The sequence below is a fragment of the Caldicellulosiruptor kronotskyensis 2002 genome, from assembly GCF_000166775.1.
Lineage (GTDB): Bacteria > Bacillota > Thermoanaerobacteria > Caldicellulosiruptorales > Caldicellulosiruptoraceae > Caldicellulosiruptor > Caldicellulosiruptor kronotskyensis.
The window spans coordinates 348,081-373,413 of the sequence record NC_014720.1 but is presented as its reverse complement, the minus strand read 5'-3'; the positions used below and the strand labels follow the sequence as shown (position 1 = coordinate 373,413).

Sequence of the window (25,333 nt, the reverse complement as noted above, 5' to 3'; positions counted from 1 at the left end):
GTATGATTGAATTAAAGGATATAAAAAAGGTGTACAGTCTTGGGAAGGTGGAACTTGAAGTACTCAAAGGAATTTCTCTTAAAGTAGAAAAAGGAGAATATGTTGCAATTGTAGGTCCTTCAGGGTCTGGCAAATCAACGCTAATGAACATCATCGGACTTCTTGACAAGCCCACTTCAGGAAGTTATCTTTTGGATGGTCTTGAGGTGTCAACATTGAACGACATGCAGCTTGCATCGCTTAGAAACAAAAATATAGGTTTTGTTTTTCAATCATTCAACCTGCTTAGTAAACTCAATGCCCTTGAAAACGTTGAACTTCCAATGATATACGCAAAAATTCCTCCCAAGGAAAGAAGACAAAGGGCACTTTCTGCTTTAGAGCGTGTTGGTCTTTCAGACAGAATTTATCACAGACCAAATGAGCTCTCAGGTGGTCAGCAGCAAAGAGTTGCCATTGCCCGTGCAATTGTTATGAATCCTTCTTTCTTGCTTGCCGATGAGCCAACTGGAAACTTAGATACTGCATCCAGTATTGAAATAATGAAGATATTCCATGAACTGAACAAAGCCGGTACAACCATCATAATGGTAACCCATGAACAGGACATTGCAAACCATGCAAAGAGAATCATCAGAATCAGAGATGGTATGATAATTGATGATGCCCCGGTAAAAAACAGGATAACATACTAAAAAGAATATCAAGGTGATGGGAGCATGTATATGAGAGAGCTTATCAAAGTAGCAATAAAGAGCATTTTTTCAAATAAGCTGAGGACATTTTTGACCATGTTGGGAATTATAATCGGTATCGCTTCTGTGATAACAATTGTATCTCTGGGTGAAGGTGGTAAGACAGCCATTTTGGGCGAATTTGAAAAAATAGGCGTGAATATTTTCTCTGTCAGACCACGAACAGATGTGGAGATAACCGAAAGTGACAGACTCACAGTCAAAGATGTTGAGATGATACGAAAGAGAGTTTCATCTGTAAAGTATGCGGCTCCAGTTGCCCAAAAGTTTGGACTTGTCAAGTCTGGAAAAAGAACCAAAAGAGCTCTTTTTATCGCAACAGACTTTGACTACGGTAATGTCTCAAACTTGAAAATTGTATACGGAAGATTTTTGAACGAAAGAGATATCCTGCTTGGTCGAAATGTTGTTTTGATTGATAGAGAGTCGGCAAAAGAGCTATTTGGATACGAAGACTGTGTTGGTCAGACCATAAAGGTGGGGTCTTCCACATCCTTTGATACCGCAAAGATAATTGGTGTGATAGACAGCAGTAGCTACAGGGCTTTGGGCGGAGCTGCAGCTGATCAGTTTCCTGTTATTGCTGCAATGCCAATAACCTACGCACAAAAGATATTTGATGATGTGACCATCTCACAGATTTACGTAATGACTTACAATTCAGACCAGCTTGATGAGGCAACATCTCAGGTAGTGAGACTTTTAGAGTTGAGACATCACAACAAAGACAAGTATAAAACAGAAAACTTTGTAAATTTCATGGAGCAATTTGAAAGGATACTTGGTATTTTTACAACTGTAATGAGCGCAATCGCAGCAATATCTCTGGTGGTTGGCGGAATTGGAGTTATGAACATAATGCTTGTTGCTGTGACAGAACGAACGAGGGAGATAGGAATCAGAAAAGCAATCGGTGCAACACAAAGAGACATCCTGGTACAGTTTTTAATTGAGGCACTTTTGATATCTCTTATAGGCGGCAGTATAGGTACACTTTTGGGCTATCTTCTCGCAAATTTGGTAGGCCCATTTATTCAAATTACCCCTGTTGTATCGTTGAAGACAATTTTAATAGCTTTTGCGTTCTCGTCGGCTGTTGGAATCTTCTTTGGGATTTACCCTGCAAAAAGAGCAGCACAGCTTGATCCAATCGTTGCTCTGCGGTATGAGTGAAAAACAAATATTACCCCTTTAAGCTATAAAAATATAGCTTTTTTCAGCTTAAAGGGGTTTTCTAACTAGATGATTTTGTATTTTCTAACTTCGTTCTAAAATGAATATATCCATCCTCTATAAATGTCTCAAGTTTTATATCCAAAATCTTGCAGAGTTCTTTCACGATAGACAGCCCCAGCCCAAAACCTTTCCTGCTTGATTTGTATCTTTCAAATAGAAAAATGAGTTCCTCTTCTTTGAGGTCTGTCTTGTTGTAGATATCCACATACTCCCTCTCAGTTTCGATATATACTTTTTTATCCTTTGTATTTTCAATTGCATTTTGCAGAAGGTTGTTTATTATTCTTCTAAATGAATTTAAGTCAGTCTTTATCTTTGGGGAATTTAAGCTTTTGATAATAATCTCAACATCTTCAATCTCAGCAAGCTTTTTGAGCTGTTCGCATGATTGCTTGATTACTAAATTAACATCAACTTCTTCTATCTTTTTCTCAATTATCCCCGCTGAAATCTTTGAAAGCTCAACCATATTGGAAATCAGGTTTTGCATATAATCACATTGTTTTTCAATTCCATCCATATTCTGTTTAATTTTTTCTTTATCATTAATATCCAAATATTTTGTGCTCTCACAATAGCCTTTTATAACAGCAATAGGTGTTTTCAAGTCATGAACAAAATTAGCAACAAATTCTCGCCTTACCCTCTCAAGAAGCCTCAATGAATTTTTAAGGCTATTGATGGACCTTGCAAGGTCTCCAACTTCATCTGTTGAGTTGTCTTTAAGTTCAAAGTCCTCGCCTTTAGCAATCTTTTGCGTAGCAACTGAAATTTTTATTATACGCTTTGAAATATGTCGTGAGATCAAGAGCGATACTAAAAGTCCGATTAAAATAAAAATAATGCTAATTTTAATTAAATTTTTTGATATTATATTTAATGCATATCCATAATATGGTTTTGTAGTTATTGCAATAGAAGTAAAATCTCCTCTTTTCAACACGTATGCAATATATTCAACTTTAAGATGTGGATGAGAAAATTCATAAACTCCTGTCGAATTGAATACAGGCATAATCATGTGATACGGAAGATCCAATCCGCCTTCTTCAAGCACAATTGTGTTTCCTTGTAAAATAAGTATTTTCATTGCTGACAAATCGCCTTCCAATTTGTTTTCAAGCGCATCTTGGGAAAGTTTTTTTAAATCATCAATAATCATATCCTCTAAAAAATACTTAAGGTAAAGCATATTTGAGATGTATATGCTCAAAACCAGAAAAACTATTATTCCTATAAAGTTTAAAGCTATTTTAGTAAAAAGTTTCATCTTACTCTTACATCCTCTCAATTATTCTTTCTCTTCTGAAAGTTTATACCCCACACCCCAAACTGTCTTGATTAAAAACTTGTAGTCTTTTAGCTTTTCTCTCAATTGTTTTATATGAACGTCCACAGTTCTGGTCTCACCAATGAAATCAAAACCCCAAACCTTTTCAAGTATCTCATCTCTTGACTTTACCAAATCTTTGTTTTTAGCCAAGAAAAGCAAAAGCTCAAATTCTTTATGAGTGAGGTTCACATCCTCACCATCTACTATCACCTTAAACCTCTGGGGGAAAATCTCTACCTTGCCACCTAAAAGTTTTATACTTTCTTCAAAATTCCTGTTTCTTCTCAGAACAACCTTTACGCGTGCAATCAGCTCAAGCATAGAAAATGGTTTTGTGATATAGTCCTCTGCCCCAAGTTCAAAACCTTTTAGTTTGTCAAACTCTTCTGACTTTGAGGTCAAAATTATTGTTGGAATGCCTTTCTTGCTGGCTTCTTTCAATACCTCATACCCTTCCATGTCAGGCAGCATAATATCAAGAATTACCAAGTCAGCATCATTTAACTTATTTAGTGCATCTTTTGCAGTGTATGAGTTTATAACATTGAATCCATCATTTTTAAGAAATCTTGTTATTATTTGATTCAAATCCTGCTGGTCTTCAACAACCAAGATATTTGCCATTTTTCACTCACCCTTAAATATTATATCTTTTTTAATGGACTTTTTGCTAAGCTTAAAATTATTCTTTACAATTTCTTTACACTTTGCTTATACCCATCTTACAAATAGAGTTTAACATATAAAATGTAAAACAAATAAGACTTTATGGAGGTTGATAGAAATGAAAATTCTAAAATCAATTTTAGGCATTGGTTTAGTCTTGGCACTTGTTCTGACGTTTACATTTGTATTTGCGAAAGGACTTCAACCAGGTTCTACGCAGAAGACAAAAAATGCTGCAGCAGGATGGCAACAAAATACAGGTTGTGGATATGGGTTTATGCTGCATACAAACATGCAGGAACTTGTTGCAAAAGCGCTGGGTCTTTCGGTTGATGAGCTTGTCCAAAAAATACAAAATGGTCAAACTATAAACGACATTTTAAAAGAAAAGAAATTAACAGTTGATGACCTTAAAAAGAAGCTATATGATTTAAGAGCTGCTGAAATTGACAAACTTTTGAAAGATGGAAAAATAACAAAAGAGCAGGCTGAGTTTTTAAAGAAGCATTTTCAGGCAAACATTCAATACTGCATTGATAACATTTTAGATTGGTCAAACAACGGTTTTGGTGGAATGATGGGTTTTGGACATGGCGGCGGCATGATGGGCATTGGACATGGCAACATGATGGGTGCTGGTTTTAGCGGTATGATGGGATACTAAATGAAAATATTTTTAGCCTGTCTGCAAAAACAAGGCAGACAGGCTGTTTTTTACTACCAGGCACACATTATCAATTCCATTTTTGGGGTTGGAAAATCAACTAAACACCTTATTTTATAGGTTTTGCAATAATCAGTTTCACAATGTCAGATAACAAGTTCTTTTCCTCAACTATCTCAAACCCGGCTTTTTTAACATTCTCCACTGTATTTCGATTTATATTAGCTCCATAAATGCCAACAACTAAGGGGTTTAACATATCCATTATTTTGCCTATTGGCTCTTTTTTGCTTCGAACATGTTCAAGCATTACCAGTACTCCATCACCTTTTAATACCCTGCGAATCTCTTTCAACCCTAAAATTGGATCTGGCACTGAACAAAATACACAGGCTGTCACAACTGTATCAAAAGAGTTATCACTTAATTCCAAATGCTGAACATCCATAAGTCTTAAGTCTACTTGCAAGTTTAATTTTGCAGCTCTTTCTTTAGCTCTTTCCAGCATCTTTGGGCTAAAATCAATTGCAACCATCTCCCAATCTTGATTATAGTAAGGCATATTTTTGCCTGTTCCAACACCTACTTCTAAAACCTTAGGTCCCTTGACAAAGCTAAATAATAACTTCCTCCACTGTGAAAACCATTTCTTCTCCATCATACTTTCAACTGCATCATAGTATTTAGCAGCTCTATCATATCTTTTTCTGATTATCTCTGTTTTGTCTCTCATATATTTTCTCCTTTCCTTTCTCTATTCTTACCATTCTTTTCAAGCTGCCGAAATCATTCCGTAAATTATTCTACCACTTTACAAACACTTAAGTTCAATATTCCTTCAGCTGAAGGTGTAAATAAACTGCAAAGAATTTGTAAAGAATTTGTTAAGTCAATTGACTTTTAAATCACCTCTGATAAAATAATTTATATAATAATTCCGAGTAAATAAATAGGTTTACTTTAAATTTAATGAGAAAAACTGTCTCTTTAAAAATGTTCTTTTATCCTAAGTCAGAATGCAAAAGGGGAAATGTTTTGATGACCAAGAAGACAAAAAGAATAATTGTGACTGCTGTACTTTTTGCATTTGTAGTATCTTCGCTGTATGCTCAAGTTATAATCTCACAGCAAAAGAAACAAAGTAATACACAGACCAAAACCATTTATCGACAGGATTCGAAACAAAGTACAAGTTCCAAAAACAATTCCCCGGACCCTCTGATAATAAATAGTGAAGGCTTAATCACCATTGGAGTGAGGTATCTAAATCCTATAAAAGATGACAAAGATTACCTTGTATTTGAGGTGTTTTTTGACAATCATCAAGTTGATTTATCCACACTCAATCTTAGCGGAAAGATATTGTTTACCACAAGTGAAGGTATAAAAGTTAAAAAAGCAACATGGCGAATTGAGGGTTCAGGGCATCACGTCATGGCATATATCAAAATACCAAAAAAAATAAATGGTAAAAACCTTATTACACCTAAAACCAAATATATCCAATTGGAGTTACAAAATATTGGAGGTGTCAAATCGAGAATTTATAGGTGGGATAAGAAGTTTTTAAATTAGGAGGATCTATAAAGTGGCTTATTTACTACCTTCTGCAGCAGGCTTAGCATCTTTCTTTTCCCCCTGCATAATACCAATGATAAGTGTATATTTTTCATTAATCACAGGTGTATCAATTAGAGATTTGAAGGATATAGAGCTTCACAAAAAAATGAGGAAATTTATTCTCATAAATACCTTTATATTTGTATCTGCCTTTACACTTGTTTTTACAATCGCAGGAGCTTTAGGAGGAAGTATTGGCAGATGGTTAAGTGGTTATACCACGATAATGAACAAAATTGGTGGAGCAATAACTATAATAATGGGATTAAATCTGATTGGTCTGCTAAATCTAAATTTTTCTTTTTTGAATAAATATAGTGCAGATAACATCAAGACATCATCAAGATATTTTACTACTTTCTTAATAGGTTTGTTTTTCGCTATAGTATGTTCCCATTGCATCGGGCCAATTTTATACTCCATATTGATATATACCACTACCACAAAAAGTGCCTTTGTAGGCATGACAATCATGTTATTATTTTCCTTAGGTCTTGCAATACCGTATTTGCTTGTTGGTTATTATTTACCCCACGCGATTAATGCTATAAAAAGGGCAAAGAAATTCCAAAATGCTATCTGTGCAGTTGCAGGAGCTACACTCATTTTCCTTGGCATTGTGATGTTTTTAAATAAACTTCAGGACTTAACAGCAATTCTTAGTAGACTGCTACCTTATAAATTGCCGTTTGGAATGTAATAGATACAAAAATTGTAATAATGGAGGAAATAAAAGTGATTTTAGTTGTCATCAGCTTAGCATCAATTTCATTGTTTATATACCAGGTCATTTTAAATCGAATATATTCTGCCTTATTTTGGTATCATTATACCTTTTTAATTACATCATTTGCTATATTTGGTCTTGGCATAGGTGGAATAATAGCTTACAATCAGCGTCAAAAAAGTGAAAATTTAAAAACTAATTCATTGGTTAAGGCCTTATTCCTTCTATCTATCTCGTACATATTTTCACTGGGAATTATATATGTATTGCCGTTTCAAAACAACGTATTGATTTATTTAATTCTGGCCACATTACCTTTTGTAGCAGGTGGTTACTTTTTCTCTATTGTATTTGAGCAGTTTGGAAAAATAAGCAACAAGCTATATTTTGCCGATCTCATAGGTTCAGGATTTGGCAGCATAATTGTGTTACTTTCTTTAAACAATCTTGGAATATATCGGTCTGTAATTTTGATTTGTATTATTTCAGTCATAGCTTGGCTGATCATAAGTGCCCAGTTTAAAAAGAAAATATTACTTAGTATGGGAGTATTAGCTGTTTTCTTGGTTGGGCTTTTTATACCAAACAAGTACGTTTACTCAATTGAACAGAATTTCATCGGATTTATTACAAACAAAACAAAAACACTTGGCAGTATTGCAAAATCAAACCAAAAAGCTAAGATTGTATATACCAAATGGAATGCATTTTCACGAACAGATGTTGTTAAAGTAGAAGGTGATAACGATGAAATGATAGTCACAATTGATGGAACAGCAAATGCACCTAATACTAATTGCAGCCATACTGGTTATGATTCAAGGCTTTTTCATGGGAATGCCGTTCCCAAGAGGTATAAAGATATTAAGCGAAAATAAAAAGAAAAGCAAAACAATTCCTATGATGTGGGGACTCAATGGTGTAATGTCAGTTGTGGGTTCAGTTTTATCAATTATGCTTTCAATGGAGTTTGGATTTACCATTGCTATGCTTGCAGGAGCTCTTTTATATGGGCTTATAAGCTTACAAAATAGAAATTTGGTAACTGCTAAATAAAAATGGGAAGGGGAAATTTAGGGATGAAAGAGGCACTGCTTATACTTCTCGCAATGAGCGGATGTTTGCTAGCACACATTTTTATGCACAAAGCAATGATGGGTAGAGGTTGCCACGGCCATGCCCACCACCACAGCAATGAAACCCAAAAAGCATCTGACTTCAAAGATCATCAGTTCCATCACCATCACCACAGTGAAGAATTAGTTGCACTTGATAAACCTAAAAGTGAAGAGAACAAGTAGAGGGATTTATCCCTCTTTTTTTGTGATTTATCGCATCAAATTGGACAATATAGACAAAAAAGTTCATATGGTATATAATAATGCAAACGATATTATTTGAGAAAGGTGAATATTTCAATGAAGAGAATCTTAAGGTACATACTCATATTTGCTATCGTTTTCTTAATTGGACTTAGTTCATTTTTGGCAGGTCTTTCTAATTCTCAAAGTCCAGTTCAAACTAAAAAAGACGGTCTGATTTTCTACGAAGTTTTTGTCAGGTCATTTTATGATAGTAATGGTGATGGTATAGGAGATATAAATGGTTTGGCTGAAAAACTTCCATATATCAAATCCTTAGGTGTAAATGCCATCTGGCTTATGCCAATATTTGAATCTCCAAGCTATCACGGATATGATGTAACAAACTATTACAAAGTCAATCCCGACTATGGTACAAATGAGGATTTTGTCAACTTCATAAAAAAGGCTCACAAGATGGGTATCAAAGTAATTATAGATATGATGATAAATCACACAAGCAGCAAACACCCTTGGTTTATAGAGGCATCAAGTAATAAAAATAGCAAGTACAGAAACTATTATATCTGGGCAACACCAAACACAAACCTCGATGAACCATCAGAACTTGGCACAAGGCAATGGTATAAGAAGGGTGATAGTTACTACAATGCTATATTTTGGTCTGAGATGCCCGATCTTAATTTCGACAATAAAGCTGTGAGAGAAGAGATGAAGAAAATTGCCAAGTTCTGGTTAGAAAAAGGAGTAGATGGATTTAGGCTTGATGCCGCAAAGCATATTTATCCTTTGAGCAGAGAAAAAGATACTCTTGTGTGGTGGGAAGAATATGCAAAATTCTGCCGAAGTATTAAAAAAGATGTGTACCTTGTAGCAGAAGTGTGGGACAGCCTTCAAAGAATAGCGCAATATGCAAAGATTTTTGATTCTTGCTTTAATTTTATCATTGCTCAAAACATCATTGAAGGAGTAATATATGAAAATACTCAAACTTTGCAAAATAACCTCTCTTCAATATACAATCTCTACAAAAATGTCAATCCTCAATTTGTTGATGCCCCATTTTTGACAAACCATGATATGAACAGAGCTTATACCGAAATTGGGTCAAATAGCAAAATGAAATTAGCTGCAGCATTATTATTGACACTTCCTGGCAATCCTTTTATTTACTATGGTGAAGAAATTGGCATGAAAGGGCAAAAGCCAGATGAATATATAAGAGAACCATTCAAATGGTATGAGACATGGAAAAAAGGACAGACAAACTGGGAGATGAGCCTTTACAATAGCGGCCCTGATGTTGCTTCAGTTGAAAAACAAGAAAAAGACAAAAATTCTCTGCTCAATTTCTACAGAGACATGATTAGTTTCCGAAAAAAGAACTTACCATTACTAAAAGGGGACTTTCAGTTAATTAAAACCTCTTTTGATATACTTAGTTTCGCAAGAGTTTACAATAATCAGAAGATGGTTGTAATTTTTAACTTCACAGGCAAGGAATTATCAAAGACTATAAACCTGCCATCTAATATAAATATCACTGGCAAAACAGTTAAAGGATCTGGCAAAATCTTGTCTTTAAAAAATGGAAAACTTTCTTTTTCAATAAAACCTTATTCCTTTATCATCATAAATTAAAAAGCCATATAAACTAAAATCATATCTTTAATAGAATCTCAGAGGCGGGCAACTTCTTCAGAATGGTCTGCCTTTAAGTTTTTTTAAAAATTTTTTTAAAATGCTACTTTATAAATTTTTTATCATCTGTTTAACAAAACTAATTTTAGATTTATATGCTCACAATAATTTAACGAAAAATAATTTCAAAACATTGTGCTAAGCTTTCTTCAAACAATATCAGAGAATTTTGATATGTGGTATAATCAAAATTGGAATCTGAAAGCTACAAATAGCAACAGAAGGAGCGAGCATTTAATGATATATATCGTCACTGCTTTCCATGCAGAAGCAAAGGCTCTAATAGAATATTTTGCCCTTAAAAAATTATATGTACCTTCAAAATTTCAGATTTTTTCTGGCAATGATATTCTTCTTATAGAAAGCAAGGAAGGAATTATAAAGAGCAGTATTGCAACAACATTTGCCTTGACAAAGTTTGGAGCAGGTAGCAAAGATATGGCCCTGAACATTGGGATTTGCGGAGCTGTGGAAAATACCTTTTCAAAAGGCGATGTTATTCTTTGCAACAAAATAATAAATCACCACTCAAAAAAGGCATTCTACCCGGATATTTTAATTTCGCATAGCATGAAAGAGGCAACACTCGAAAGCTTTATGCACCCTGTGAAAAAAGATAGCTTGCCAGTTGAAATCGAGGGAGATATAGTTGATATGGAGGGTGCAGGATTTTTTGAGGCATCTTCTATCTTTTTGCCCCTTCATAATATACACTGCATCAAGATAGTTTATGACTTTTTGGACTTTGAAAAGATAAATTCTTCTGAGATTGAAAATCTGATAAAGCAAAGTATTCCTCATATAGAAAATTTGATAAGTTCCCTCTTAAAATTAAATTTTGAATCTTGCAACAATACCCCTGAAATTAATAATATACCTCTGATTGTAAATAAACTAAAACACAGTTTACATCTTACAGCTTATATGACCAACGAGCTTGAAGGTTTGTTAAAAGATTATATAATAAGGCATAAAAAACTACCTAATTCTATTTTTGAATTTTTTGAAGTTCAAATAAACTCAAAAAAGGAGGGCAAAAATTACTTTGACAAGCTCAAAAAAATCCTTCTTAGCTAAGCATTTTTCTCATGTTTATATTGAAAAAGCCGTTCTTTCTCATCCTGTTACAATAAAAATTTTAGAGAAACTGCAAAGGTCTAAAATAGTTAAAATAGATAATTATAAAGAGGTTTTCTGCAGATCAGGTCAAAATTATTTTCTTCAGGAAAAGAGTAAAAAATTAATTCTTGCAAAAAAATCAGGAGAGTTCCTCTATCCTGGCCCCCAGATTTGCCATAACTTTGGATACGACAATTTCTTTTATACAAGCAACATTTTGAACTGTATTTACAGCTGTGAATATTGTTTTTTGAAAGGAATGTACTCCTCTGCAAATATAGTAATATTTGTGAACATCGAAGACTACTTCAAAGAGATTGATACTGTTTTGAAAAATAAGACGCTGTATCTTTCTGTATCATACGAAACAGACCTTTTAGCACTTGAAAATATTGTCCCATTTTCTTCTGCTTGGATTGAATACGCAACTTCAAAGCAAAATTTGACAATTGAAATCAGAACAAAAAGTACCAACTTCCAAACTATAGAAAACTTAAAACCTAAAGATAACGTAATTTTGGCATGGACACTATCTCCTGAAGAAATTATAGAAAAGTTTGAAAATGGCACACCTTCTTTATATTCACGGATTTCTGCAATTAAAAAAGCTACAGAAAAAGGCTGGAATGTGAGGCTTTGTTTTGACCCAATTTTATACATTCCCGACTGGAAATCAATTTATGAAAAGTTCTTAAGACAGGTTTTTGAAGAGTTGAATCCTGATAAGATTGTAGATATTTCAGTTGGTTTGTTTAGAATTCCAAAAGACTATCTTAAGAGTATGAAAAAAGTTTTTGCAAACGAAATTACCTCTTTTCCTTATGAAGAATCACAAAATATCTGCACTTACCCCAAAAAGTTAAAAGAAGAAATGATAAATACAATACTTTTAATACTTGGTAATTTTATTTCTTCTTCAAAGATTTTTGTGATTTAACTATTCTCGAGACCAATTATCAATGTACCCAAAACACTAACAATTTACAGTTCAAAAAAAATCAAAAACCTGTTTCTAAATCTTCTTTTAAACTCTAAAATGCTGCCTTTATTTTGTGTAACTATGTCTATTTATAGCAAAATCAAAACAAAAAAGGTATAACAGTTTTTTCGCTATCCCCTTCTTACCTTATTATTCCCTTGAAAACAAACGGCGCACCCAGGAGGATTTACCCTGACCTTTAGAACCATAGTTTGAGGAGATATTATTTTACAAACCTTAACAAGATACAAATATCTTGATACATCTTAATTACAAGACTCTGAGAATTTATTCCAGCTCAATAAAATATACATTTTTTTATTTCGGTAGCTGTAGTGTAGCTGTAGTAAAATTTTAGCTGTGATGATATTCATTTATTCCTAATTTTTCTTTTAGTGCTTCTTGGAGTACTTGAGAAAAATTTATGTTGTTCTTTTCTGCTAAGATATTTAACCACTGAGGAATTGTCAAAGTCTTTTTTACTGCTTTATTATCCATCTCATGTCGAACAAGAGGCATCCATACTTCAATCAAAATTGGTATTTGATTTTGTTCAAGTTTTAAGTTGTTCACAGGTGTTGGCTCTGGTATTGGTTCATTGTCTTTTTCCATGCTCCAAAGATACAGCCCTAATACTTCTTTTGCATTTTTCACTGCTTCATCCAAAGTCTCAGCACATGAAATACAACCGGGCAGGTCGGGAAATTCAATTGTTATTCCGTCATCATCAAAAGTAAAAATGGCTGGAAAGACATAAATATCTCTATTCATTTCTTTTTCACTCCCCAATATCTTCAATTTTAATTCCAGCTTGTTTTAAAATACTTTTAACTGTTCTTATTGGCAAATTCTTTTTGGGATGAGGTACAGTAACTTTGCCTTTTTTGACAGGATGTTTAAATTGATAGTGGTCTCCTCTAACTGCCTCTAAGTACCATCCGTCAGCCATTAGTATTTTTATTATCTCTCGTGAAGAATAAGCTTTCATTAAACTCATCCTTTCATCATTATTTTAATACGTATTTTAATACGTGTCAATAATTTGTTAACCTTAATCCTCAAGTTTTATCAAATTCAAAACCTTAACAAACCTGGCTCTATAATAAATATTGGGGTGGTAAGAAAAGAAAAAATATAGCACTTATTCTGAATGCCTGCTATAATTAAAATTGTTTTTAGGTATAAAAAAACACACAAAAGAAAGGAGGCATCCAGAATAAGTGCTTAATTATAACTATATCACAGAACTTTTGAAATCAAAAGATATCATTCTCCACCAAGTAGTAGAAAGCGAAAAGGAGGTAGAACTGCACATAAGTCAGACGCAAAAACCTCACGAGTGTCCTAAGTGTGGTAGTATCACAAGCAAGATACATGATTATCGTGTCCAAAGAGTAAAGGACGTACCAATAATGGGTAAGAGAACATATTTAGTTTTAAGAAAGCGAAGATATGTTTGCAAAGAATGTGGAAAGAAATTTTTTGAACACATAAATTTTTTAGGCAAGAGACAAAGAATGACAAATAGATTAGCAGCATACATTATAAGTCAGCTCAGTAGCTTAAGCAGTATGAAAGAAGTGGCAAGACAGACAAATGTATCAGTTACAACAGTTATGAGGTTATTTGATAAGGTAAGTCCTACCAAGAAAATAGAGGATTTTTCTTCTGAGGCGATATGCATAGATGAATTCAAAGGAAATGTAGGTGGAGCTAAATATCAGTGTATAATTGTGGACCCTGTGAAAAAGCAGATAGTAGAAATTTTAAAAGACAGAAGACAAGATGTTTTGATTGAATATTTTAAGAGATTGAAGGATAGGGATAAAGTAAAATATTTTGTATGTGACATGTGGAGACAATTTGTGGAGACAGCAAAGATATATTTTAAAAACGCGAAAATAGTAATAGACAAATTTCATTTTACAAGATATGTGTATTGGGCGTTAGAAAATGTAAGGAAGAGAGTACAAAAGGAATTAGAAGATAATTTAAGGAAGTATTTCAAAAGAAGCAGGAAACTATTGTTAAAGTCTTATGAAGAACTTACAGCAGAGCAGAGAGAAGAGTTAGAAGTGATGTTTTGGTACAGTAGAGATTTAAGGAAAGCGCATAGACTCAAGGAAGAATTCAGGAAAGTTTTAGAAAGCAGTAATTCAACACAAGCAAAAGTTGAATTAAAAAAATGGATAGAGGCAGCAGAGAGAAGTGGCCTTTCTGAATTTTGCAGATGTATAAAGGTTTTTAGGAACTGGTTTTCAGAGATAGTAAATTCATTTGATGTTCCATATACAAATAGTGTAACAGAAGGTTTTAACAATAAGATAAAAGTTTTAAAGAGAAATGCATTTGGGTATAGAAATTTTGAGAGATTTAGAAAGAGGATTTTATATAGTTGTAGTAGTTAGGAATTAGAAAGAGAATAATAAAAACCCGCAAAAATAGCGGGTAAAGGTAAGATTGAGTTTTTAAAATTATTTACCTCTAATATACATATATTACAATTAATGCTTGGTTGATAAAACTGAAAAAGGTGGGCATTCAGAATATCCACCCCAACTCTTGACAAAGAGCCAACAAAAACTGCTGAATTGCTTCTTGCCAATCCAATTTAACAATGCTTCTTTTTGGCATAATAAAACCACCTCTCGCATTTTTTGCGATTGGTGGCTATGATTTGCCATTTTTTTAGTCCAATAGTAATGTTAAAGTCCACCGATTTAAATTTTCTATTGGACTTGCTGTTTTAAAGCCTCATTTCCAATTTTTGTCGCTACTTTGTAACCCTTGAAATTTCAGCCTTGAAAACAAATGGCGCGCCCAGGAGGATTCGAACCCCCGACCTACGGATTAGAAGTCCGTTGCTCTATCCAGCTGAGCTATGGGCGCATTTAAATGGTGCGCCATTAGGGACTCGAACCCCAGACCCGCTGATTAAGAGTCAGCTGCTCTACCAACTGAGCTAATGGCGCACCTGTTATTCTCTTTTATTAAATTAAATGGAGCTGGCGATGGGACTCGAACCCGCAACCTGCCGATTACAAGTCGGCTGCTCTACCGATTGAGCTACGCCAGCACCATTTTTAATCTTAGTGGTGGAGGGGGTTGGATTCGAACCAACGAAGCCTGCGGCAACAGATTTACAGTCTGCCCCCTTTGACCACTTGGGTACCCCTCCATATTTTACTTTCTTTTTTAGAGAGCCGACGTTTTTGTATTTTAACATAGGCTCTACATCTCTGTCAATACCTTTTCAAACAAACTCCTTTAATGGTCGGGGTGAGAGGACTTGAACCTCCGGCCCCATGGTCCCAAACCACGTGCTCTACCAAGCTGAGCTACACCCCGCCATCAGCATTTATATGATATCATCATTTTTAGTTTTCGTCAAGAGGTTGTAATGAGGAATTTTTTAACTTCCTTATATTATAGCAAACATGGTATAATTCAATAATGTCTACAATATAAATCAAAATAATAGCATTTGGAGGAATGAAAAATGCAGCATATATTCAGCAAGGTGAGAAAAGCTGTTGAAGATTTCAACATGATAGAAGAAGGAGATAAAATTGCAGTTGGTGTTTCTGCGGGAAAAGACAGCCTTACCATGCTTTATACTTTAAGTTTTTTGAGAAAGTTTTATCCAAAAAAATTTGAGGTTGTAGCAATCACAGTCGATATGGGATTTGAAGGAATGGATTTTTTGCCAATCAAAGAATTTTGTGATAAAATAGATGTTGAATTTCATCTTGTTCCATCGCAAATAAAACAGATTGTGTTTGACATTAGAAAAGAAGAAAACCCTTGCTCGCTTTGTGCAAATCTTCGCCGTGGAATACTCAATTCCACTGCAAAAAGTCTTGGCTGCAACAAGGTTGCGCTTGGGCATCACCTGGATGATGTGGTCGAAACATTCTTCCTGAGCTTATTTTTTGAAGGAAGAATCCACTGTTTTTCACCAAAGACATACCTTGACAGGACTCAAATTACAACTATAAGACCTATGATTTACTTAAAAGAACATGACTTAAGGTCTGCTGCAAAAAAGCTTGAACTACCTGTAATTACAAATCCATGCCCTGCAAATGGAAAAACTAACAGGCAAAGAATGAAAGAGTTTGTAAAAAGCTTAAAACAATTTCACCCTGCAACCAAAGATTTGGTCTTCAATGCTATAAAGAGAAACATATGGGGGTTGAAAAACTAAACTCTTGCAATTTTCCATGACAAAAGACTGGAGGCAAGCGTGAAGATGAAAAGGTTTTTAAGCTTTATCTCATTTGCAACAATTTTGTCGATTGTTCTATCAGCATTTGCAAAACCGTACACAGAAATTTTGAGATTTAAAACAATACAGCAGATTGCTCCTCGTACGTACTATGAAAAGTACGAACTTTTAACAGATGAGGGGTTTGTAGATATAAACTGCATAAAGCTTGACCTTATAGATGGCGGGTTTTACTTTGACGTGTTGAAAGCCAGCGTTGCAAACACTGGTGATTTTGTCTATAACATGGTTTACAATCAAATTGACAAAAACCCTGTTGCTGCAATAAACGCAAACTTCTTTTATACAAACACCAAAACAGATTACAATAAAATCTGGCCGATTGGAATTTCAGTGTCAGGTGGCAAAATTCTTTCTTCACCAAACAACAAGCAAAATACCTTCCCGGCCTTTGTGTACACAAATGCAAGTGAAATTCTTTTTGACTATATAAATGGTCTTTCATACAAGCTTGTAAACTTAGATTCTGGCTATGAATTCAAGATTGCACACATAAACAAGTTCACAGGCGATTTGACATACCCTATTTTGTTCACGGGCGATTATGTTCAAAAAACCATTGGTAACAAATACAAGGGAATTGTGGAGTTTATCATAAAAGATGGCATCATCAAAGATATCAGAGAAGAAGATCAGACTGTTGCATTGGATAAAGATGAGTATCTTTTGGCAGCAACAGGAAACTATGCAAAAAACCTAAAAACAAACTTCAAAGTTGGCGACAAGGTGGAAATCAAGATAGACCTCTCTGTTCCCCTTGAGAAGATAAAAGCTGCAGCATCCGGCAATACCTTTTTGTTAAAAGATGGCAAAATACCATCTTTTACACATGAGATTGCAGGTAGGCATCCGCGCTCTGCAATTGGCATTGATAAAACTGGTCGGTATCTTTATCTTGTTGCAGTTGACGGTCGAAATGGAAAGAGTATTGGCCTTTCACAGGGTGAACTTGCAAATTTTTTGCAGTCAATTGGCGTGTGGACAGCCATAAACCTTGATGGCGGGTATTCCACACAGCTTATTGCAAAGGACAACGATGGAAACCTCAAAGCCTTTTATAACACAGGTGAGACCAGAAAAGTATTTGACAGCATAGCAGCTTTTTACAAATACAGAGATGATAAAATTTCCACATTTTATATAGACTGTCCTGATAAGGTTTTTGCAGGCGAAGAGTATCCCATAAAGGTTTTTGCAAAGGACAGGTTCTACAACACAATCACATATGATGCTGTATATTTGAAGGTATACCAGGATGCCTATGAGATAGACATAAAAGATGGTTTATTTATACCTTACAAAGATGGTGTTGTTACAATATCTTGTGTTTATGAAGATGTGTACCAAAAAGCTTTCGCACAAAAAAAGATTTCGGTGTACAAGCCAGAAATTTTGACAACAAGCAAAAAGCAGCTTTATCTTTTGCCCGGTGAGTCTGTAGCGCTGAGGTTTTTTATAAAAGATAAGGTTGGTCACTTTAAAGAGATAGACCCAAGAAAAGTTCAAGCAGAAGAAAACCCTGCTTTTGAATTCAAAGATGGGACTTTCATAGCAAAATCTAACTTCCGAGGCTTTGTAACATTTACTTATAAGGATTTAAAATGCAATATACCTGTTGGGATAGGTGAGACTTTACAGCTTCTTCGGTCGTTTGACTATCTTGCTTTGAGCTGGCCAAAAGGTATTTCAATGTTTCTTTCATCTAAGAACAAGACACAGGGGAAATATTCAAACAAGATATACTTCAGCGTTTCATCAACAAAAGGCAAAAGCTTTAAGCTCAACTTTAAAACTCCTGTTGATCTTACAAATATAAGTAAAATTTCATTTGACCTTTGCGCAAAGAATGTCAAAGTCTATCTTGGTTTTAAAATGTTAAATGGCATGCAAAAAGAGGTTGAGATTTCGCAGCTTAAAGGCGACAATTTTAAAAGCTATTCCTTGAATGTAGAGAGTTACAAAACCTTAGATTATATTCTTCTTATTCCTCAAAAGACACAAGGTTATATCTGGATTGACAATCTTACAGGCAATGTTGTGAATTTACCACCTGTTGAAAATATCAACCAGTATGTTGCAAAGTTCGATAGTAACCTTGCAAAATCATCTGTTATCTTTCTGACAAAGAGTTTCGAAAACCTGCCAAGTGACATAAAGAAAAAAGTTGAATCTAATCTTGGCAGCTATTTGAAATGCTACAGTCTTGAAAAGTATAATCCTCCATACGACATGAATGAAAAGTTCAATGCAGTATTTTTGAGAACAAAAAGTGGCTCGATTTTAGATTTTTCATACTATCAGTGGATTAGAATTAAAAATTTATCAACTGAGAAAAAATCTATGATTGTTGTTTTGGACATTCCCTTTGAAAGCCTCAGACAAGATGAAAAAGATATACTCATAAGACTTTTAAAATCAAGAAAATCACCCTCAATGATTATCTGCACTACAAGTGATTATACCCGTGTAGAAAGATATGATACTTTTTACATCGGCTATGCATCAACAAATGCCCTGCTTTTAAAATCAAATGCAAAAAATATAAACCTCGCATGTGATGTTGAGAAAGGCTACATTTACCTTGCAAGAGGGTATTAAAACACAAAAAGGTCCAAGACTTAGCGTTTGGACCTTTTTGTGTTAAAGGATAATACAAATAAGACCACCACTTCCCTCGTTTATAATCTTTTGCAAAGTTTCCTTTAGTTTTGACTGAGCATCTTCTGGCATTCTGTATAACTTGTTTTGCAATCCTTCCTTAACAAGCTCGTGCAGAGATTTTCCAAATATATTTGACTCCCAAATCTTTTTTGGGTCATCTTCAAACTCTCTCATCAAAAAGTTTACAAGCTCTTCGCTCTGTTTCTCTGTTCCAACAATTGGTGACACTTCGGTCTCAACTTCTACTCTTATGATGTGCAAAGATGGGGCTGATGCCTTGAGTCTTACACCAAAACTGTTTCCTCTTTTGACTATCTCAGGAGTTTCAAGCTTAAGTTCGTCTAAAGATGGTGGTACAATACCATAACCTTTTTCACCTGCTTCTTCAAGCGCATCTTTGAGTTTATCATAGTCTTTCTTCACCTGTGCAAGTTCAGAAAGAAGTTTTAATAAGTGATGATCGCCTTTTATTTCAAATCCAGTGGACTCCTCAATAATCCTGAACAAAAGCCCTTCTTTGAAGTAAATCGAAAGCTCACTCTTTCCATCACCCAAGTTGATTCCTACAACATCACACCTGTCAATTTGAGGATGTTGTTTTAAAACTTCAAGCTGGTCTGTTATATCTCTGATTTTATCAAGTTTTTCTGCATATTCTTTTATCTTTTCATAAATCTCTTTTTTGAGCCATGACTCATCTTCCAGCTCGTCAAACCATCTTGGCAAATTAATCTTTACTTCAACAACAGGAAACTCAAATAGCACTGTCTCTAAAATTCTCTTTACATCCTCAATCTGCATCTGAAGACAGTTTACAACCAAAACTGGCATCTTGTACTTCTCTTCAAGATCTTTTTTGAGCTCTTGTGTATCGGGTGAGTAAGGTTTTACAGTATTGAGAACAATCACAAATGGCTTATTGAGTAACTTTAGCTCTTCAATCACTCTTTCTTCTGCCTTTATGTAGTTTTCTCTTGGTATCTCAGTAATTGTGCCATCTGTAGTAATAACAATTCCAATTGTTGAGTGGTCCTGGATAACCTTTTTAGTGCCAATCTCTGCTGCCTCTTCAAACGGGATTGGCTTTTCAAACCACGGTGTTGTGACCATGCGCGGATGGTTTTCTTCCAAATGTCCCATTGCACCTTCAACCAAATACCCTACACAGTCAACAAGCCGGACTTTAAGCCTTGCACCGCTTGATAGCAAAATTTCGACAGCTTCATTGGGAACAAATTTGGGCTCTGTTGTCATTATGGTTTTTCCCTGTGCGCTTTGAGGTAGTTCATCTTTTGTTCTCTCTTTTTTATACTCATCTTCAATGTTTGGAATTACAAAAAGGTCCATGAATCTTTTTATGAAGGTTGACTTTCCTGTTCTGACAGGTCCAACCACACCAATGTAAATGTCACCGTTTGTCCTTTTTGCTATTTCCCTGTAGATATCAGTATCCATCAAAATAATCTTTCCCCCTATGCAATTTCAAATGGACTTGTCAGTAAAAATATATTTTTGTTGAGGGGGAAATATTACAAGATTTAACCTTTACTCTGTTTTTTGCCTTGAAATTATGTTTGACCTTATCATCAAGACTAAGAATACTAAAATATATACAAAGCTTAAAGCAATAGGAATAACCTCATTCTGAGTTTTTAACCCTTCTTTAAGAATTTCTTCAACCAAGTCTCTTAAAACTTCAGACGAAACAATTGCTAAAATTAATGTCGTGGCAATGAAAAAGAGTCTTATATTTATTCTGTTAGAAAGCTTAAACACAAAGTAGCCCAAAAGTACAGCTGCAAATATCCCCAGACCAATTCCGTAGAATAAAGTTAAGGATTTATCCTTGAAAAATGAAGCCAATGAAAATATTACTAGCTCTGCTCCTTCACGTAGAACATTTACAAGAGATAGGACAAAAATACCATATGAATATTTTTGGAAATTAACAACCTTTTCATAAGTCTGCTGTTTTAAATCTCTTTTCTGATATTTAATAGCTAAAAATAAAAACCATGTAATAAGAATCACCAGTAAAGCTTTTAATGCTATCTCAATTCCCTCAAAGGACTCTTCCAAGCTCTCATAAAAGGCAAATACAATAATACCAAGCAATGCACTCAAAACAATCCCTAATACCAGCCCAATATTCATACTCTTTAATAAATCCTTTTGGTTAAGCTTTTGAATAACCCCAATCATCACAGCAACTACAAGAATTATCTCGAAAACCTCTCTAAAAGCAATTACAAATCCCTGAACCATACCAAAAACTCCTTTCTGTGTTTTTGAAATTGATTTTCATTTTCAATTATAAAGCAATGTAATGATAATGTCAAGTATTTCTATATGAATAGTAAAGTTTTCTTGCATAATAAAAAGGGCTTATTTCCAAGCCCTTAGCAACAATTATTCTACTAAAGCTATCATTTATATATGACCTTTACATCGATACTTTTTATATCTTTGCAACCTGTTAAAATCATGGCTTGTTTTAGCTCTTGAGCCATTTTTTCTAAAATGAGTTTCACTCCCTCTTTACCACCGCCAAAGGCTGCATGAATGATTGGTCTTCCTACCAACACTGCATCTGCCCCAAGAGCCAAATACTTCAAAACATCAACACCAGATCTTACCCCTCCATCAGCAAAGATTAAAATCTTACCCTTTACTTTTTCAGCAATTCGCGGCAGCACTTCTGCAACACCTGGTGTATGATCTAAAATCCTACCCCCATGGTTGGATACTACAATTGCGCTTGCTCCAACTTCCAAAGCAATTTCTGCTTCGTCCTCTGTCATGATCCCTTTTAATATGAATGGAAGGCTTGATGAAGAAATAAGAGCTTTTAATTCTTCTTTTGTTTTTGGACCAATAGGCTGGCCCATTAGCGCCATTGTAATAAGCCCTGCGCCGTCAATGTCTATCCCAACAGCTAAAGCTCCTGCATCTTCTGCTTCTTTTATTCTTTTTATTATTTGGTCATTACTCCTTGGCTTTATGATAGCAATTCCATGCCCATTTTCGTTTCTTATAGCCTTTAGGCCTGACTCATAAAATACAGGATCACCGCCATCTCCACACATCCCTATGGTCCCTGCTTCTTTGCTTCCTGATATTACCATTTGAATGAAGTCTTCCTCAGAAATTTTTCCTCCCATATTATAGCTCGAACCTGTTATAGGTGCTGCCAAAATCGGCATAGCTAACTTTTTCCCAAACATTTCTACGCAAATATCTGGTTCTTTTGCGTCATGAATAGTTCTTAAATTTAATCTTATTTTTGAAAGCGCCTCAACATTTGCAACAAATGAGCTTCCTGTGCCTATACCACCCATTCCAGGGACTTCTCCACGGCATGCTTTTCCATCACAGATTGGACAAACTCTGCAATAACCTTTTAACATCTCTCTTGCTTTTTCCCTGATTTCTTTGACTGTCATATCAAATTTAACCCCCTTGCAAAAAATTAGTTGAGTTTTGAATTTATGAAACAAAAGGCTGCCCTTCTGCAATTTACGGACAGCCTTAGAGATTTTCTAACAATATTCTGCTAAAAGTTCTATTCATTTTCCAAAGCTAACTCTGCTTTTCGTGTCTTTGATAATATGCTTATCCACTTTATAACTGAACTTACCATGATAATAATTGCCAAAATCATCAGAGTAATTACTAATACAGCAGGTACCATTTGTTTTTGAGGCAGGTATACATTAAATACATTCGTAATTCCAGCATCCAATACAGTTATGAACAGGAAAGTCATTGGTAAGAAGGTGGTCAGTGCATATATTTTCTTCTTGCTTCTTTGCAAGATCATAGTAGTGCCTATTGCCAAAGCCAATGCGCCAATGGTCTGATTAGCTACACCAAACACCGGCCATATTGTTTTAATATCACCACCGTAGATGAGATAGCCCCATGCAAAAGAAACAGCTGCGCTAAGTAATACAGTCAATCCAACTGACTTGTTTTCTTTAATTGGTGAATAAATCATTCCAAGCAAATCTTGTGCAATATATCTTGCAACACGTGTCCCAGCGTCGATTGTTGTTAGAATAAACAAAGCTTCAAACATGATTGCAAATTGATACCAATAAGCCATCAAGTGTCTAAGTCCACCAATTCTTGAGAATATGTCTGCCATTCCTACTGCTAAAGTAACAGCTCCACCTGGTCTGCCTGCAAGTTCTTCTCCTACAAGTTTTGAAAGCTGCGGAAGATGAACGATTTGCATATTAAGTTTCTGGAAAATTTCTGGCTTTGTATTGATAGCAAAATAATCGCCGGGCATCAAGGTTGTTGCAGCAATCAATGCCATCAATGCAACAAAAGCCTCTGTCAGCATTCCTCCAAATCCTACAAGCTTTATGTCTTTCTCATTAGCTATCAGTTTTGGAGTCGTACCAGAACTAATTAACGCATGAAAACCAGAAATTGCACCGCACGCAATTGTAATGCATATAAACGGCCAAACCTTACCGTTTATAATAGGTCCTCCACCATTGATAAATTGTGTAACAGCTGGCATATTTATACGCGGATTTACAATTATAATACCAATAGCTAACAGTAAAATAGTTCCTATTTTCATATATGAGCTCAAATAATCTCTTGGCGCAAGAAGTAACCATACTGGTAAGGCTGCAGCCAAAAAGCCATATAAAGGTAATAAAATTTCCAATGTTTTGTCAGAGAGCATTAAATAAGAACCTAATGGAGAATTTTTGATGTAAGGTCCTACCAACACAGCTAATAATATTAATGCAACACCAATCAGAGAAGCTTCTGCTATTCTGCCAGGGCGAAGTTTGTGCATATAAATGCCTATGAAAATAGCAATTGGAATTGTCATGCCGATAGTAAATACACCCCATGGATTTTTGAACAGAGCATTGACCACAACAAGCCCTAATCCTGCCATTGTTAAGATTATTAAGAAGAATATTGCTATTGCAGTGGCAACCCCAGCAACAGGTCCGACCTCTTTTTTGGCAATCTCGAACAAACTTTTTCCATCATGCCTAACTGAAGCCAACAAAATAACCATGTCATGCACTGCACCGGCAAGCACTGCACCGATCAAAATCCACAGTGTCCCTGGTAAATACCCAAACTGAGCTGCTAATACTGGCCCTACTAACGGCCCTGCTCCTGCTATTGCCGCAAAGTGATGCCCAAATGCTATCCATTTGTTCATAGGTACGTAGTCTTTCCCATCATAGTGCCTTTTTGCTGGTGTCTCTCTTGAGCTATCCAAAACTAATACTTTGGCAGCTAAAAAGCTCCCATAGAAGCGATAAGCCAAAACTAAAATAAGGGCTGCTGCAATTATCAACTCAAGTGCACTCAAGCTTTCTCCACTCCTTTGTTCTTATTCTCTCATTCTGTTTAGTTATATTTTATAACGCAGCCCTTATTCAAAAAATAAATTTGTAATAAAATGCTGAATTTTTGTATTAAATAGCGTGAAATGGTGCATAAAATGAAATAAAAAATTAAATCTTTAATCCAAATTTTTCTTTAAATCCTTTTAAAAATGTTCTACCTACTGGTACCTCGGTTGCATTGTCGTCCGCCATTCTCAGGATTATAGAACCACCAAAAAGTGGTATTATCTCTTTTATATGCTCAACATTCACGATATAACTTTTGTGAACTTTCATAAATTGTTCGGCCAAGATTTTTTCAAGGTCAGAAAGAGAATGACGAGATGCTATCCACTTGTTCTTCAATTTTATCCTTGCATAGCGACCCTGAGCCTCAGCTATATAAATCTCTTCCTTATTCAACAATAAAATCTTATCCTCTGTGTGAATTAAAACCTTTTTGTTGGTAAATGTTCTCAGGTTCTCTAATAACTTCTTAGTATATAGCCCTCTATTTTCTAATGCTCTTTTTATCCTCTCAATGCAAAGCTTTACCCTCTCAAAAGAAAAAGGCTTGAGCAGATAATCCAAGGCGTTGAGCTCAAAAGCCTTTACTGCGTATTGGTCGTATGCTGTGGCAAAAACAATAATTGGTGGCTGAGGCATTTTTAATAACTCAAAAGCCGCATCCAAGCCACTCAAGCCATACATTTCAATATCTAAAAATACAACATCAGGCTTTGTCCTTTCAACAACTTCAAAAAGCTCTTCTGCCGAATCTAACTCAGCTACTACTTCAACCTCTTTAGTTTCTTTTAGCAAAAAATCCAACTCTTTTCTTGCTAACTCCTCGTCATCAACTATAATAGCCCTAATCATATAATTCTCCTTCC

General features: G+C 35.0%; 24 protein-coding genes and 5 tRNA genes. 14 read left to right on the top strand and 15 right to left on the bottom strand.

Annotated elements, in window-relative coordinates; all coding sequences use genetic code 11:
- Nucleotides 1-2 precede the first annotated feature (2 nt).
- Entirely contained in the window at nucleotides 3-695 is a 693-nt protein-coding gene (locus tag CALKRO_RS01370; protein ID WP_013429342.1) for an ABC transporter ATP-binding protein, read from the top strand.
- A gap of 24 nt (nucleotides 696-719) precedes the next feature.
- Entirely contained in the window at nucleotides 720-1,928 is a 1,209-nt protein-coding gene (locus CALKRO_RS01365; RefSeq protein WP_041741485.1) for an ABC transporter permease, read from the top strand.
- Between the two features lie 61 nt (nucleotides 1,929-1,989).
- Here the strand turns inward: CALKRO_RS01365 and CALKRO_RS01360 are convergent, their stop codons facing one another.
- Complete coding sequence (locus tag CALKRO_RS01360; protein WP_013429340.1) at nucleotides 1,990-3,261, bottom strand: sensor histidine kinase; 1,272 nt, start codon at nucleotides 3,259-3,261, stop codon at nucleotides 1,990-1,992.
- 21 nt (nucleotides 3,262-3,282) lie between these two features.
- Nucleotides 3,283-3,948, bottom strand: a complete 666-nt coding sequence (locus tag CALKRO_RS01355; RefSeq protein WP_013429339.1) for a response regulator transcription factor — start codon at nucleotides 3,946-3,948, stop codon at nucleotides 3,283-3,285.
- 160 nt (nucleotides 3,949-4,108) lie between these two features.
- Here CALKRO_RS01355 and CALKRO_RS01350 point away from each other — a divergent pair, with 160 nt between their 5' ends.
- Entirely contained in the window at nucleotides 4,109-4,654 is a 546-nt protein-coding gene (locus tag CALKRO_RS01350; protein WP_013429338.1) for a DUF2680 domain-containing protein, read from the top strand.
- 109 nt (nucleotides 4,655-4,763) lie between these two features.
- On the opposite strand, the gene CALKRO_RS01345 is transcribed toward CALKRO_RS01350, so the two are convergent.
- Entirely contained in the window at nucleotides 4,764-5,387 is a 624-nt protein-coding gene (locus CALKRO_RS01345; RefSeq protein ID WP_013429337.1) for a class I SAM-dependent methyltransferase, read from the bottom strand.
- Between the two features lie 305 nt (nucleotides 5,388-5,692).
- Between CALKRO_RS01345 and CALKRO_RS01340 the strand changes: the two genes are divergently transcribed.
- The 8 genes from CALKRO_RS01340 to CALKRO_RS01310 all read left to right on the top strand — a co-directional run bounded on the left by CALKRO_RS01340 (nucleotide 5,693) and on the right by CALKRO_RS01310 (nucleotide 12,080).
- The gene (locus CALKRO_RS01340; protein WP_041741483.1) at nucleotides 5,693-6,229 is read left to right on the top strand and encodes a hypothetical protein; all 537 of its coding nucleotides are present in this window, start codon (nucleotides 5,693-5,695) and stop codon (nucleotides 6,227-6,229) included.
- Between the two features lie 13 nt (nucleotides 6,230-6,242).
- Nucleotides 6,243-6,974 (top strand): cytochrome c biogenesis CcdA family protein, encoded by a 732-nt coding sequence (locus CALKRO_RS01335; protein ID WP_013429335.1) that lies wholly within the window; start codon nucleotides 6,243-6,245, stop codon nucleotides 6,972-6,974.
- A gap of 35 nt (nucleotides 6,975-7,009) precedes the next feature.
- On the top strand, nucleotides 7,010-7,879 hold the full coding sequence (locus CALKRO_RS01330) for a spermidine synthase family protein (protein WP_049775605.1): 870 nt from the start codon (nucleotides 7,010-7,012) through the stop codon (nucleotides 7,877-7,879).
- A gap of 46 nt (nucleotides 7,880-7,925) precedes the next feature.
- Nucleotides 7,926-8,057 (top strand): hypothetical protein, encoded by a 132-nt coding sequence (locus tag CALKRO_RS13960; RefSeq protein WP_272940825.1) that lies wholly within the window; start codon nucleotides 7,926-7,928, stop codon nucleotides 8,055-8,057.
- Between the two features lie 23 nt (nucleotides 8,058-8,080).
- A complete protein-coding gene (locus tag CALKRO_RS01325; protein WP_013429334.1) occupies nucleotides 8,081-8,302 on the top strand; it encodes a hypothetical protein in 222 nt (73 codons plus the stop codon).
- A gap of 117 nt (nucleotides 8,303-8,419) precedes the next feature.
- Complete coding sequence (locus CALKRO_RS01320) at nucleotides 8,420-9,964, top strand: alpha-amylase family glycosyl hydrolase (protein ID WP_013429333.1); 1,545 nt, start codon at nucleotides 8,420-8,422, stop codon at nucleotides 9,962-9,964.
- A 297-nt stretch (nucleotides 9,965-10,261) separates the two neighbouring features.
- Nucleotides 10,262-11,101, top strand: coding sequence for a 5'-methylthioadenosine/S-adenosylhomocysteine nucleosidase family protein (locus tag CALKRO_RS01315; protein WP_013429332.1), 840 nt, complete (start codon nucleotides 10,262-10,264; stop codon nucleotides 11,099-11,101).
- Entirely contained in the window at nucleotides 11,070-12,080 is a 1,011-nt protein-coding gene (locus CALKRO_RS01310; protein WP_013429331.1) for an SPL family radical SAM protein, read from the top strand. The genes CALKRO_RS01315 and CALKRO_RS01310 overlap by 32 nt, the downstream gene beginning before the upstream one ends.
- A gap of 396 nt (nucleotides 12,081-12,476) precedes the next feature.
- Here the strand turns inward: CALKRO_RS01310 and CALKRO_RS01305 are convergent, their stop codons facing one another.
- Together CALKRO_RS01305 and CALKRO_RS01300 are read right to left on the bottom strand one after the other, a co-directional pair.
- A complete protein-coding gene (locus CALKRO_RS01305; protein WP_013429330.1) occupies nucleotides 12,477-12,893 on the bottom strand; it encodes a type II toxin-antitoxin system HicB family antitoxin in 417 nt (138 codons plus the stop codon).
- 7 nt (nucleotides 12,894-12,900) lie between these two features.
- Nucleotides 12,901-13,110 (bottom strand): type II toxin-antitoxin system HicA family toxin, encoded by a 210-nt coding sequence (locus tag CALKRO_RS01300; protein WP_013429329.1) that lies wholly within the window; start codon nucleotides 13,108-13,110, stop codon nucleotides 12,901-12,903.
- Between the two features lie 232 nt (nucleotides 13,111-13,342).
- Between CALKRO_RS01300 and CALKRO_RS01295 the strand changes: the two genes are divergently transcribed.
- The gene (locus CALKRO_RS01295) at nucleotides 13,343-14,530 is read left to right on the top strand and encodes an ISL3 family transposase (RefSeq protein ID WP_013429328.1); all 1,188 of its coding nucleotides are present in this window, start codon (nucleotides 13,343-13,345) and stop codon (nucleotides 14,528-14,530) included.
- 404 nt (nucleotides 14,531-14,934) lie between these two features.
- Here CALKRO_RS01295 and CALKRO_RS01290 read toward each other — a convergent pair.
- The 5 genes from CALKRO_RS01290 to CALKRO_RS01270 form a co-directional block, all read right to left on the bottom strand.
- Nucleotides 14,935-15,011 (bottom strand) — tRNA-Arg (locus CALKRO_RS01290).
- 7 nt (nucleotides 15,012-15,018) lie between these two features.
- Nucleotides 15,019-15,094 (bottom strand) — tRNA-Lys (locus CALKRO_RS01285).
- A 28-nt stretch (nucleotides 15,095-15,122) separates the two neighbouring features.
- Nucleotides 15,123-15,198 (bottom strand) — tRNA-Thr (locus CALKRO_RS01280).
- A 17-nt stretch (nucleotides 15,199-15,215) separates the two neighbouring features.
- Nucleotides 15,216-15,300 (bottom strand) — tRNA-Tyr (locus tag CALKRO_RS01275).
- A 93-nt stretch (nucleotides 15,301-15,393) separates the two neighbouring features.
- Nucleotides 15,394-15,470: transfer RNA gene (locus CALKRO_RS01270), tRNA-Pro, on the bottom strand.
- A 151-nt stretch (nucleotides 15,471-15,621) separates the two neighbouring features.
- On the opposite strand from CALKRO_RS01270, the gene CALKRO_RS01265 reads away from it, so the two are divergent.
- A complete protein-coding gene (locus CALKRO_RS01265; RefSeq protein ID WP_013429327.1) occupies nucleotides 15,622-16,329 on the top strand; it encodes a tRNA 2-thiocytidine(32) synthetase TtcA in 708 nt (235 codons plus the stop codon).
- A 45-nt stretch (nucleotides 16,330-16,374) separates the two neighbouring features.
- On the top strand, nucleotides 16,375-19,008 hold the full coding sequence (locus CALKRO_RS01260) for a phosphodiester glycosidase family protein (protein ID WP_013429326.1): 2,634 nt from the start codon (nucleotides 16,375-16,377) through the stop codon (nucleotides 19,006-19,008).
- 42 nt (nucleotides 19,009-19,050) lie between these two features.
- Here CALKRO_RS01260 and spoIVA read toward each other — a convergent pair whose 3' ends face one another.
- From spoIVA to CALKRO_RS01235, 5 genes are all read right to left on the bottom strand, one after another.
- Nucleotides 19,051-20,526, bottom strand: coding sequence for a stage IV sporulation protein A (spoIVA, locus tag CALKRO_RS01255; protein WP_013429325.1), 1,476 nt, complete (start codon nucleotides 20,524-20,526; stop codon nucleotides 19,051-19,053).
- A gap of 90 nt (nucleotides 20,527-20,616) precedes the next feature.
- Nucleotides 20,617-21,336, bottom strand: coding sequence for an FTR1 family protein (locus tag CALKRO_RS01250; protein WP_013429324.1), 720 nt, complete (start codon nucleotides 21,334-21,336; stop codon nucleotides 20,617-20,619).
- A gap of 161 nt (nucleotides 21,337-21,497) precedes the next feature.
- Nucleotides 21,498-22,514, bottom strand: coding sequence for an alpha-hydroxy-acid oxidizing protein (locus CALKRO_RS01245; RefSeq protein WP_013429323.1), 1,017 nt, complete (start codon nucleotides 22,512-22,514; stop codon nucleotides 21,498-21,500).
- Between the two features lie 119 nt (nucleotides 22,515-22,633).
- Complete coding sequence (locus tag CALKRO_RS01240; protein ID WP_013429322.1) at nucleotides 22,634-24,424, bottom strand: carbon starvation CstA family protein; 1,791 nt, start codon at nucleotides 24,422-24,424, stop codon at nucleotides 22,634-22,636.
- Between the two features lie 145 nt (nucleotides 24,425-24,569).
- The gene (locus CALKRO_RS01235; RefSeq protein WP_013429321.1) at nucleotides 24,570-25,319 is read right to left on the bottom strand and encodes a LytR/AlgR family response regulator transcription factor; all 750 of its coding nucleotides are present in this window, start codon (nucleotides 25,317-25,319) and stop codon (nucleotides 24,570-24,572) included.
- Between the last annotated feature and the right edge of the window lie 14 nt (nucleotides 25,320-25,333).